Origin of the sequence: Microbacterium sp. SLBN-111, assembly GCF_049739645.1 — a bacterium.
In the GTDB taxonomy this organism is placed as follows: Bacteria; Actinomycetota; Actinomycetes; order Actinomycetales; family Microbacteriaceae; genus Microbacterium.
In genome coordinates this window covers 2,531,814-2,543,499 of the sequence record NZ_JBMGQH010000001.1, presented here as the reverse complement: position 1 = coordinate 2,543,499, position 11,686 = coordinate 2,531,814, and the positions used below count along the sequence as shown (strand labels likewise).

Sequence of the window (11,686 nt, the reverse complement as noted above, 5' to 3'; positions counted from 1 at the left end):
GCGAGCTTTCATCGCGTGAATGACGAGTTCGTTGCCACTGTCGAAGACGAGAACCACAGTCTCAAGGAACCGCCCTTGCGTGTCGAAGCCAAGGCGAAGTTGTCTTGCCGGCGAGTCGTCATCGAGGTAGTCAATCCAAACGGGAGAACTCGCCGCCCGCTCCGCATCCTCTGACGAAATGCCGTGCTTCAACGCCGACGCATGAACCCTCACGCAGCGTAAGCCGCGAGCGCGGCCCGGATGAGCTCCGAACGACTCTGGTGGGTCCGAGCTGCCAGTGCGTCCAGCGCCGAGAGTTCCTCGGCGGTCAATCGCAGCGCGACGACCTGACCAGGCTCGGCGCCCCGACCGGGTCGACCTCTCCCCCGCTTCTTGATCGTCGCGATGTCGTAGCCCGCCTCCGCCTCGTCAGCCCATTCCTGGATCTGAGCCTCGGTAACCGGGAGCCCATCAATTGTCTCGCCCATGCTCATGCGAATATCGTAAAACGAAATTGGGGCATTGTGAAGGCCTCACGCCGGGGGCAACAACGCAGCCCGCGGACTCAGTCGGCGGAGCCGCTCTTCGCCCAGCCGTCGGGGGCGGCGATGTTGAACATCCAGGCCACGCCCCACGGGTCGACGAGTTCGCCGTAGAAGTCGCCCCAGACCTGCTTCTCCAGGGCCTGCACGACCTCCGAGCCCTGTTCGACGAACCGGTCGTAGAACCCGGCGACGCGATCGATCTCGTCGCTCATGAACGCGGCGTGCACGCGGTTCTTTCCCCATCCCTCGGCCGGCTCGCCGAAGGCATCCGCTCCCATGACCGTGAACCCCTCGGCGCGGAGCTCCGAGTGCATGACCCCGTCGGCGGGGGCGTCGGGCATTCCGAAGTCGGCGAACGTCGCGATCTGCAGGTCACCGCCGAACACCGACTGGTAGAAGGTCATCGCCTCACGGGCGTGGCCGGCGAACGAGATGTAGACGACGAGCGACGTGGACATGACGGCATCCTTCGCGGAGAGGAGCTATTCGTTCTCACCGTAGACCGGAGAGGGTGCGGTGAGAAGGCCGTGAGCGCATCCGCACCTCTCATAGACCGGACATAGGAACGGTGAGGATGCCATGAGGGCGCGGCCGTGATGCTGACGGAGTCCCCGACCGACCGGCATCCAGGAGTCCGATATGAACCGCATCCCCGAACCCGAGCAGACGCCCTCCGGCCCGGCGTACGAGGGGCGCCCGCTCGACCGGCCCGACGACGAAGTGGTGGACCAGGGCGCCGGGTTCGACCTGCGGACGATGGTGGGCCGCCGCGGACTCCTGGGGCTCGTCGGCCTGGGCGCGGGTGCGACGATCCTCGCCGCGTGCACGCCGCAGAGCGAGGCCGCTGTCACCACAACGCCTTCACCCACGGCCAGCGCCACACCGACGGCCTCGGCATCCCCCGCATCCTTCGCGACGGAGGAGATCCCCAAGGAGACGAACGGCCCCTACCCCGCCGACGGAACCGCGAACGTGAACGTGCTCGAGCGCTCGGGCATGCTGCGCAGCGACATCCGCTCGAGCCTCGACGGGGGTGCGACCGCCGAGGGCATCCCGCTCACCTTCACCTTCACGTTGAGCGATCTCGCGAACGGCAACGCCGCGTACGCCGGGGCGGCCGTATACGTCTGGCACTGCGACGCCGGAGGGCTGTACTCGATGTACTCCGAGGCCATCGTGAACGAGACCTACCTCCGTGGCATCCAGGTCGCCGATGCGCAGGGGCGCGTGACGTTCACGACGATCGTTCCCGGCTGCTACCGCGGGCGCTGGACCCACATCCATTTCGAGGTGTACCCGGATGCCGCGTTGGCGACGAACGTCTCGAATCAGATCGCGACGTCGCAGGTGGCGTTCCCGAAGGACATGCTCGACGCGGTCTATCGCGACTCCGCGTACACCGGCTCGGCCGAGAACCTCGCCGACCTCGGGAGCATCGACAACGACAACGTGTTCTCCGACGGGTACGCCCTGGAGATGGCGAGCTTCGTCGGCGACGCGAGCAACGGCTACGTCGGAACCCTCGCGGTAGCGGTGGATGCCACGACCTCGGCGGCGGTGTCCTCGCGCAAGCCCTGACGCCGCGGTGCGGCCCGACGCTACCGTTACCCCTACTGTTGGAGGGGAATTCGAGCGAAAGGTCCCGCATGGCTGCAACCGCCCCGAGAAAGCGACGCGCGCGAGGCTCCGTCGAGCCCGAGAAGATCCTCGACGGGGCCTTCGAGATCGCCGCCGAGAAGGGTCTCGACGGGCTGTCGATGCCGGACCTGGCGGCGCAGCTCGACGTCGGCGTGACCAGCATCTACTGGTACTTCCGCAGCAAGGACGAGCTGTTGCGGCAGATGAGCGCCCGCGCGATGAGCCAGATGCAGCAAGAGCTGCCCCGGCCCGACGGACGCGACCCGCAGACGTGGCGTCAGTTCATGGAGGAATACACCCTCGCCCAGCGAGAGCTCCACCGCGACCACAACCTGCTCACCGAGCTGCTCATCATCCGGCTGAACACCTACGGCCGCCGGGCGACGATCGCGGCCTTCGAGCGCATCGAATCCATCCTCGGGTTCCTCGTGGAGGCCGGCTTCACTCGCGCCGCCGCGTGGCACGTGATCTCGTCCTACTCCCTGTACATCCGCGGGTTCATCCTCACCGAGTACCACCGCGACGTGAACAAGACCCCGCCCGAGGGCCCCGCCCAGCTGAGCCTGCTCGCCCCCGAGGGCATGCCGCTCATGAGCGAGCTCATCACCGAGGACGACATCCTCCTCGACATGTCGGGCGAGGAATCGCTCAGCGCAGGCATGGCCATGCTGGGCGACGGCGCGGAAGCCCTCCTGCACCGGCTCTCGACGTCGGCCTGACGCGGCTCGGGGCGCCGCCCCCGAAGGAACGGCGCCCCGAGCCCGGTCGGCGACCTCGCTCACGGAGTGTCGAGCTGCCTTCTCATCGCCTCGTTCGCGGGAGAGGCCGCGGTCTCCTGCAGGAGCGCCGCGGTGGCGGCTTCGTCCTCCGCCTTCGTCCCCTTCGGCAGCGTCAGCACGACGATGACGCCGACGACGCACGCTGCGGCGACGAGGTAGGCCGGTGACGCCTGATCGCCGGTCGTCGTCAGCATCAGCTGCGAGAAGTAGGGGGACAGACCGCCACCCAGCACCACGCCGATGTTGAAGCCCAGGGCGGCACCGGTGTAACGGATGGCCGGGGGGAAGATGGCGGCGAAGGTGCCGAACGACGGCGGGCTCTGCGCGTTGGCGAAGAGGTTCCAGATCGCCAGCGCGATCAGCACGACCAGGATGCTCTTGGTGTCCCGCAGGATGATGAAGGCGGGAATCGCGTAGACCCCCAGGAGAATCAGGGACGCGAGAAGCGTTCGCCGTCGGCCGATGCGCTGACTGAGCAGCCCCGAGCCGATCATCGCGGCGAAGGACACGATCGCCGCCCCCGCCGTCACGAAGTACACCTGTCCGGCGGGGAATCCCGCGTTCGCGATCAGCGCCGTCGTGATGTAGGTGGAGCCGACACCGCCGACGATGTTGATCACCATCGCCACCGCGAGCACCTGGAGCACCGGCTTCTTGTAGGAGCGGAGGACCGTCCGGATCGGGGTCTTCTCGATCGCCGAGTTCTCCACGAGAAGCTTGAACTCGGGCGAGTCCTCGAGCTTCAGCCGGATGAGGATCGTCACGACCATGAGGGGCAGGCACAGCAGGAACGGGATGCGCCATCCCCACTCGGTCATCTGTTGCGGGCTCGTGGTGCTGGTCACGATCGCCGCGGTGAGCGCCGCGAGCCCCACCCCGACGGTGGAACCGGCGGGCGTGATGGCGCTGAAGAGACCCGAGTACTTCTTCGGGGCCGCCTCGGCCAGGTACGTGACCGACCCGATGATCTCGCCGCCGGCGGAAAACCCCTGTACGAGGCGCACCACGATGAGCAGGATCGGCGCGAGGACCCCCACCGCCGCGTACGTCGGGAGAAGACCGAGCGCGACGGAGGACAGACCCATCACGAGGACGGTCACCATCAGCGCGGTCCGGCGACCCCGCTTGTCGCCGAGACGCCCGAAGAAGAGGCCGCCGAGCGGTCGGACGAAATAGCCCGTGGCGAAGACCAGGAACGCCGACAGGATGCTGAGCGACTTGTTCTCCGCGGGGAAGAACAGGGGCGCGATGATCACGGCCAGGTAGCCGTAGGAGAGGAATTCGAAATACTCGATGACCGTGCCGAAGAAGCCCGCGAATGCGATGCGCGTCGCAGTTCGCCGGGATACGAGGTCGGTTTCGAGGGGAGGCGTCATTGCCATCTTCCACCTTCTATTTCGCACGTCGATGTGCGGGACCAAGGAACGAGGTTGTCGCTCAGCCGCTTTGGCTGACCGGGTCTGGAGCGGCGTCGGGTGAGACGATGGTTCACTTTACCGTACTTGATTCGGTACGCAATCCCGACTTTGGTTCCTGGTGCCTACTTCCCCGCTCCGGGGTGAGTTCGGGCGGCGTGCCGGACGTACAACTCGACCTGCATCAGGGCGGACGGAAGGTTCACGCTCACGCGGAGGTTCTCCCACCCCGCCGACCAGGTGAGTCGCGGGGCCAGCTCCCACACGGTGAGGGAACCCTCCCGCCGCAGCACGTCCGCGACCTCTCTCGCCCTGCGACGAACGTGACGATCGGTCTGCAGCCGGCGCTCACGCAATCCGCGGAACCGATAGCCGTGGCCGGGGACGACCTCGAAGGCGTCGTACTCGCTCATGGCATCCAGCGAGACGAGGAAGTCCTCGACCGGATCCTCTCCGGGATCGGGAGCCAGACCGATGCCCGGGAACACCGTGGGGAGAATGTGATCCCCCGAGAGCAGGAGTCGATGACTCGGCTCCACGAGGCACAGATGACCCGGCGTGTGTCCGGGCGTCACCAGCGCGCGGAACTCGTGCGGACCGACGGCGACGAGATCGCCGTCCTCGAGCACGCGGTCCGCCCGCGCCGGAACGCCCGGTTCGGGCGCCCGGGACATGGACGTGAGCACGGCGTTCAGCTCGGCGGGCGGAAGCCCCCAGCCGCGCGCACGCTCGGCGAAACCGCGCTGCGGCGCGACCATCGATTCCTGTTCGCGCCGGCTCCACGCCAGCTGCGCGCCCACCGCATCCCGCAGATCGACGGCAAGACCGGCGTGGTCGGGGTGACCGTGGGTCACCACGACCGATCGAACATCCGACAGCGAGAGTCCCTGGCCACGCAGGAACGCATCCCACCATTCGAGCGCCCCCTCGCTCGCCCACCCCGGGTCCACGATCGTGACGGCACCCCGCCCACCCAGATGCACGACGCTGAGCGAATATCGCAGGGATCCGTACGGCATGGACACCGGGACGCACCACAACCCCGCCGCGAACTCCTCCGGCTGCGGCACGACTCCGGCTTGATAGGCCGCATACTCCTGCGCACTGACAACGTCCACGTCGCCTCCTCACCACCCGCGGCACCCGGCGCTCCGAGGAGGCGCCTGCTAACATACTGAAACATGAACGGTAACAATGTCGATATCGAGACATTGCTCACGCTGTCACCCTCGGCGGACCCGTTCCGCACCTCGGGCGCTTCGCAGGGGCGCGACGCCGGGTGGCTCTACGGTGGCCAACTCCTTGGGCAGGCCGTCGCGGCCGCCGGACGGACGGTGCCGAACAAGCAGCCGCACTCCCTGCACGCCTACTTCCTGACACCGGGGCGCTTCGATCGCTCCGTGGACTACGTCGTCGAGGACGTGCGAGACGGCCGCTCCTTCGCGAACAGGCGAGTCGAGGCATTCCAAGGCACGGACGACCCGATCCTGCACGCGAGCGTCTCCTTCCACGCCCGCGAGACCGGCGCCTCGCATCAACGCGGCGCTCCCCCACGGATCCCGGCACCCGAGAGCCTGGACCCCGCGCACGGGAGCACGTATCGATCCGGGCTGGAGTCCTCCTTCGACATCCGCCGCATCCCCGCCGACCTGCTGTCCGATCCGGACACGGCGCGCCGCGGCGTCTGGTTGCGGGCCACCTCTCCGATGCCGGACGATCCGCTCTTCCACGCGGCTGCGCTCGCCTATCTGAGCGACTTCGAGCTCTTCCTCCCCGCACTCCTGCGGCACGACCTCCTCGGTGAGGGCGTGATGGCCACGAGCCTGGATCATGCACTGTGGTGGCACGTCCCCGCCCGCGTGGACGACTGGCTGCTGTACATCTGCGAGAGCCCGCGCACCTCGGGCAGCCGAGGTCTCGCGTACGGGTACTTCTACACGCCCGACGGCACGCTCGTGGCGTCGTCGGTCCAGGAGGGCCTCATGCGTGTGCAGAGGCCGAGGTAGAGCGATATGGTTGGGCTTTCGGTATCAATGACGATATAGGAGGCTCCCATGGCCGGTTCCGACATACTCCGCTACGAGAAATCGAGGCGCGTCGTCACGATCACCCTCGACCGGCCGGAGGCCATGAACGCACTGAGCGTGCGCCTGCGGCACGAACTCGACGAAGCGATGGGCGAGTTCACCCGGGACGACGACGCGCTGGTCGCCATCCTGACCGGCGCAGGAGGACGCGCCTTCTCGGCGGGCGCAGATCTGAAGGAGATGTCGCAGACCGCGGCAACGGCCGACGCGACCACGAGCCCGTGGACGCCCGACCCGGAGACGGCCGTGCGACGGGACATCCCGGGGTTCATCGGCATCGACCGCACGCCCAAGCCCGTGATCGCCGCGATCGACGGCTACTGCCTCGCGGGCGGGTTCGAACTCGCGTTGTACAGCGACATCCGCCTCGCCACGACCTCTTCCAGTTTCGGGCTCCCCGAACCCCGCCGGAGCCTGCTCGCCGGCCCCGGGCTGATCAACCTGTCGCGGATGATCCCGCTCGGCGAGGCCCTCCGGATGCAACTCACGGGCACCCCGATCACGGCCGAGCGTGCGCACCAGATCGGACTGGTGCAGGAGCTGGTGCCCGATCGTGAGGCACTGTTCGACCGCGCGACCGCCATCGCGGAGGAGATCCTCGCGTGTGCGCCTCTGGCGGTGCAGTTCATCAAGCGCATCGTCCGCGGTGGACGCGACCTCCCCGTGGATGCACAGTGGCAGCTCTCCGACATGTACACCCGTGCGATCGCCCAGACGGACGACATGCGCGAGGGTCCGCGGGCATTCGCCGAGAAGCGCGCTCCCCGGTGGACCATGAGCTGAGCGCAGGAGAAGGGGTGGGTGGCCGCACGTTCGCGGCCACCCGCCCCTTCTCGCGGGTCAGTCCTCCTCGTGCAGCAGTGCCAGGCCGTCGACGGCCACCGGGCCGTCCGGCGTGATGATGAGCGGGTTGATGTCGATCGAATCGATCCACTCCCGGCCCGAGGCCGCCAGAGCGCTGGCGGACAGGAGCGTGGCGACGATGGCATCCCGATCCCAGGCCGCCTTCCCGCGATGACCGTCCAGCACCCCGAGATCGTCGAACTCGGCGAGCAACTCCCGCGCGTCCTGCTCGGTGAACGGCGCCATGCGACCGCCCACCCTCTTGAACACCTCGACGAAGACGCCGCCCAGCCCGAAGACCACGACGGGGCCCAGCTCGGAGCGGCCCGTGATGCCGATGAACGCCTCGCCGTGCCCGTCCACCATCGCCTGGATGGCGATCGTCGGCGGGAGACCGTCCGCGGCCGCTATCCGCTGCAGATCGGCGATGGCGTCGGCGATGCCCTCACGGGACACCCGCACGCGCACGGCGTTGTGCTCCGTGCGATGCGCGACGTCCGCGAGCTTGACGACATAGGGACCATCGAACGACGGATCCGCCTCGGCAGCGCTCTCCACGATCTGGTAGGGCGCGACAGCGATTCCCGCCTCCGTCAGCATCCGCATCGTCGCGTCGAAGCCCAGCATGGCCCCCTCGGCGACGGACAGCCGGGTGCCCGCCGGCGCAGCGCTCGGCGCGACCGCGGATGCGGCCGCGACTCGAGCGTCACGGCGGGTGCGCGCGACCGCGCCCATGGTGTGAAGCCCTCGCATGAACCCGCGCGGCCCGTTCGTGACCACGAGGTTGTCGCTCTCGAACGCCTCGAGCCACGCGCCCGGACGTCCCGCGACGGGGGCGACGACGAACAACTTGTCCGACGTGGCGGCGACATCCGCAAGAACGCGCACGGACGGAGGTCCGGCGTACTCGTCCCAGTCCGCGAACTGACTGGGATAGACGAGCGCGTCCACATCATCCTCCGCGGAATAGGTGCGCAGGATCGTCTCCCACAGGCCCGGCTGCATGAGCCCGAAGACGGTCGTGTCCAGGGGGTTCGCCGCATCGCCCCCGGGGATGTTCTCCTTCACGAAGGGCTCGAGCTGCGTGAGCTCCGGCATGTCGACCTGCTCGACCTCGGCGAGGTCGGCCGCCATCTGGGCGAACCCGCCCGTCGCGGTCAGCACGGTCACGCCCTTGACCGGAATCCACCGCTGCGGGGGAACGCGCTCCAGGAGCTGCGCCCGGTCGATCGCCTCATCGATGTCGCCGGCCAGCTGGATCCCGGCCTGGCGGAAGGCGACGTCGTACGTCCACGTGTCGCCCACGATCGCCCCCGTGTGGGAGGCGGCGAGGCGCTGCGCGCGGGCACTGCGCCCGAGCTTGACGGCGATGATCGCCTTCCCGTTCTCCCGCGCGAGCGCCGCAGCTGCGAAGAACTCTTCGGGCCGACGGATCTTCTCCACCACCAGGACGATGACCTTCGTGAGCGGGTCCTCCGCGAGAAAACGGGTGTAGTCGGCCATGTCCGTGACCGGCTCGTTCCCGGCCGAGAACATGAGGTTGAAGCCCGGCCCGCCGGGGCGGGCGGCCGCGCCGCCGAGAGCCTCGATGGTGCCGCCGCTGTGCGTGACCGCGGAGATCCCTCCGGCGCGTGCCGGCCATCGGGGCAGCATCGTCAGCCAATTGCCCTCGTTGACGTTGATCATGCCGACGCCGTTCGGACCGACGATCGGGAAACCGCCCGCGCGAGCGGCATCCACCAGCTGGCGACTGAGCTCGATCCCCTCCCCGCCGATCTCGGCGAATCCGGCGGCGAGCGTCGCGATGCCGCCGATGCCCAGTTCGGCACCCTCGATCGCCGTCTGCACCAACGGCCTCGCGGACGTCGCGCTGAAGACGACATCGATCGGCACACCGATCTCCCGCAGGCTGCGGTACACGGGGTGCCCGAACGCCTGGTCGACCTTGGGGTGCACGAAGAAGAGTTCTGCCGAGGACTCGGCCAGGGTGGCTCGCACGCCCGCCGCGTAGGCGGACGTATCGCTCACACCGACCACCGCGACCGTCCGCGGATGCGCGATCCGGTTCAGGTCGAGATAGCCGGTGCGCGGCTGCTCGGGGATGTTTCCGTCGGACAACGCTGTCCCTTTCGTCGAAAGCGGGAATCAGATGAAGTCGTTGCGCGGGGGCTCCAGGACCACCTCGTAGGTGTCGCGGAGAACGCCGAGCAGCCGGCTGAGGAGGTGGGCGCGCTTGAGGAACAGGTGGCTGTCCTGCTCCCAGGTGAACCCGATGCCGCCGTGATTCTGGATGTTGTCGGCGGTGGACTTCTGTGCGTGGCGAGCGGCGAGAGCGTAGGCGGACGCCGCCTGGAACGACGCGTCCGGCTCACCGGCGTCGAACTTCACGGCGGCGAACGCGACCTGCGAGCGCACGGCGTAGGCGGCGACCGCCATGTCGGCGCAGCGGTGCTTCACAGCCTGGAACGTCCCGATGGGCACACCGAACTGCTGCCGGGTCTGCGCATAGAACGCGGACATGTCGCGCACCGCCTCGATGACGCCGAGCAACTCGGCGGCCGCGTGGATGCGGGCGATGGTCAGGAACGGCCCGTCCACCTCCACGGCGGTCGCGCCTCGCGTCGCACGCGCGACGCGAGTGGTCGGGTCGACGCCGTCGACCGGTTCGGTCGCGGCCACCTCGACGAGGGAGCCGGTCGTCTCGGTCAGGACGACCAGGAGATCTCCGGGCCGAGCGTCGACGACGAGGTCACCCACGGCGATACCGGCGCGGCGCTCCCCCGACACGAGCTCCGCGACGAGGTCCTCCCGCCCGGCCGCGGCGGCGATGCGCGCGGCCAGGATGGTCGTGCGCAGCGGCCCCGGCGCCAGGCGACGGCCGAGTTCGACGAACAGGAGCATCTCCTCGGCGACACCGAGTCCGACCCCGCCCACCTCCTCGGGCACACCGAGGGCCAGCCAGCCGAGGTCGGCATAGCTCGCCCACAGGTCCTCGCTCACGCCGTCGGGCGTCAGCGATTGCTCGCGCACCGTCGCGATCGTCACCGACTTCTCCAGGAAGTCGGAGACGGACTTCGCGATCTCGCGCTGTTCTTCGTCAGGTACCAGGGTGATCATCGCGGCAGTCCCATCACTCGTTCGCCGATGACGTTTCGTTGGATGTCGATCGTGCCGCCGGCGATCGTCGCACTGAAGTCCGCGAGCCACTCGCGGGTGGTGTGCGACCACTCCAGGACGGCGGTGTCGACGATGTCGAGCGCCAGGCGGGCGACCTCTTGCTGCACCTGCACGAAGAAGGTACGGATGGCGGTCGTCTCCGGCCCCGGCTGCGCTCCCTTCGTGGTCGACGTCACCTGGTAGTAGGCCATCGACCTCAGCGCGGCGGTCGCGGCACGCGCTTGCGCGAGCCGATCGGCGATGGCGGGGTCTCGGAGCCGCCCGTTGTCGCGCGCCACCTCGATGAGATCATCGACGGCACGGATGTAGGAGAGACGGTGGTCGAGGAATCCCGGCCCCCGCTCGGCGGAGAGAGTGGACATCGCGACCGACCAGCCGTTGTCCACCCGATCGACCACGTTGGCCAGGGGGACGCGCACTTCGTCGTAGAAGACCTCGCAGTTGTGCGGGAAGCCGTCGATCGAGCGGATCGGCCGGATGTCGATCCCCGGCAGGTGCATCGGCATGATGAGCCACGTGATTCCCTTGTGCTTCTGCGCCTCGGGATTGGTGCGCACCAGCACCTCGCCATAGTCGCCGTATTCGCCGTAGCTCGTCCAGATCTTCGACCCGGTGACCACCAGTTCGTCGCCGTCGACGACGGCCCGCGTGGAGAGCGAGGCCAGGTCGGAGCCGGAACCCGGCTCCGAGAAGCCCTGACTCCACGGCGTCTCGCCGCGGAGGATCCGGGGAAGGTAGAACTCCTTCTGCTGCTCGTTGCCGCGCATGATCAACGTCGGCCCCGCATGCCCGAACGCGACCGCGAAGACGGACTCGCGGGGAGCACCGGCCCGTACGAGCTCTTCGTACCAGACGACCTGCTCCAGGAGCGAGAGGCCACGACCGCCGTACTCGACGTCCCAGTCGATGCCCGCCCAGCCCCCGGCGAACTGTCGTCGCTGCCACTCCTGGTCGAACTCTTTGAGCGCCTCACCTCCGGAAGGGCGCGGCTCGCGAGGGACGTTCTCCTCCAGCCAGGTGCGCGCCTCCTCACGGAAGCGTGCGGAGTCCGCATCGGGAATCAACTTCATCGTCTTCTCCAGTCGTCGGCGTCGTCTCTGACGCCTGCTTCGCGGTGATGCTTATCTAATCATATCCCGTAAGCATTACGATAAGGGTACTATGAGCCGACGCAGGGTTCCACCTGCGGCGCACATGCCGACGTCAACGACGACACAGGGAGA

The 11,686-nt window shown here is 68.2% G+C and carries 11 protein-coding genes; 4 read left to right on the top strand and 7 right to left on the bottom strand.

All coding sequences use genetic code 11. The features are described from left to right. Window positions 1-209 precede the first annotated feature (209 nt). Together RKD05_RS11770 and RKD05_RS11765 are read right to left on the bottom strand one after the other, a co-directional pair. Window positions 210-473 carry a ribbon-helix-helix domain-containing protein gene (locus tag RKD05_RS11770; protein ID WP_424710227.1) on the bottom strand — a complete coding sequence of 88 codons (264 nt, stop codon included), beginning with the start codon at window positions 471-473 and terminating at the stop codon, window positions 210-212. 71 nt (window positions 474-544) lie between these two features. Continuing rightward, on the bottom strand, window positions 545-982 hold the full coding sequence (locus RKD05_RS11765; protein WP_424710225.1) for a VOC family protein: 438 nt from the start codon (window positions 980-982) through the stop codon (window positions 545-547). A gap of 181 nt (window positions 983-1,163) precedes the next feature. Between RKD05_RS11765 and RKD05_RS11760 the strand changes: the two genes are divergently transcribed. Together RKD05_RS11760 and RKD05_RS11755 are read left to right on the top strand one after the other, a co-directional pair. Beyond that, the gene (locus RKD05_RS11760; protein ID WP_424710224.1) at window positions 1,164-2,102 is read left to right on the top strand and encodes a 3,4-dioxygenase subunit beta; all 939 of its coding nucleotides are present in this window, start codon (window positions 1,164-1,166) and stop codon (window positions 2,100-2,102) included. Between the two features lie 68 nt (window positions 2,103-2,170). Beyond that, window positions 2,171-2,881: a TetR/AcrR family transcriptional regulator gene (locus RKD05_RS11755; RefSeq protein WP_424710222.1), complete on the top strand. Its 711-nt coding sequence runs from the start codon at window positions 2,171-2,173 to the stop codon at window positions 2,879-2,881. Window positions 2,882-2,940: 59 nt separating this feature from the next. Here the strand turns inward: RKD05_RS11755 and RKD05_RS11750 are convergent, their stop codons facing one another. Then, entirely contained in the window at window positions 2,941-4,323 is a 1,383-nt protein-coding gene (locus RKD05_RS11750; RefSeq protein WP_424710220.1) for an MFS transporter, read from the bottom strand. 158 nt (window positions 4,324-4,481) lie between these two features. Next, window positions 4,482-5,474 carry an MBL fold metallo-hydrolase gene (locus tag RKD05_RS11745; protein WP_424710218.1) on the bottom strand — a complete coding sequence of 331 codons (993 nt, stop codon included), beginning with the start codon at window positions 5,472-5,474 and terminating at the stop codon, window positions 4,482-4,484. 63 nt (window positions 5,475-5,537) lie between these two features. Between RKD05_RS11745 and RKD05_RS11740 the strand changes: the two genes are divergently transcribed. Then, window positions 5,538-6,362, top strand: a complete 825-nt coding sequence (locus RKD05_RS11740) for an acyl-CoA thioesterase (RefSeq protein WP_424710216.1) — start codon at window positions 5,538-5,540, stop codon at window positions 6,360-6,362. Window positions 6,363-6,410: 48 nt separating this feature from the next. After that, window positions 6,411-7,226 carry an enoyl-CoA hydratase/isomerase family protein gene (locus tag RKD05_RS11735; RefSeq protein ID WP_424710214.1) on the top strand — a complete coding sequence of 272 codons (816 nt, stop codon included), beginning with the start codon at window positions 6,411-6,413 and terminating at the stop codon, window positions 7,224-7,226. 57 nt (window positions 7,227-7,283) lie between these two features. Here the strand turns inward: RKD05_RS11735 and RKD05_RS11730 are convergent, their stop codons facing one another. From RKD05_RS11730 to RKD05_RS11720, 3 genes are read right to left on the bottom strand one after another with little or no spacing between them, the layout of a single operon-like run. After that, complete coding sequence (locus RKD05_RS11730; RefSeq protein WP_424710213.1) at window positions 7,284-9,404, bottom strand: acetate--CoA ligase family protein; 2,121 nt, start codon at window positions 9,402-9,404, stop codon at window positions 7,284-7,286. 27 nt (window positions 9,405-9,431) lie between these two features. Beyond that, window positions 9,432-10,403, bottom strand: coding sequence for an acyl-CoA dehydrogenase family protein (locus RKD05_RS11725; protein ID WP_424710211.1), 972 nt, complete (start codon window positions 10,401-10,403; stop codon window positions 9,432-9,434). Then, window positions 10,400-11,533 (bottom strand): acyl-CoA dehydrogenase family protein, encoded by a 1,134-nt coding sequence (locus RKD05_RS11720; RefSeq protein WP_424710210.1) that lies wholly within the window; start codon window positions 11,531-11,533, stop codon window positions 10,400-10,402. Before RKD05_RS11720 ends, RKD05_RS11725 begins: the two co-directional genes overlap by 4 nt. Window positions 11,534-11,686: the final 153 nt, after the last annotated feature.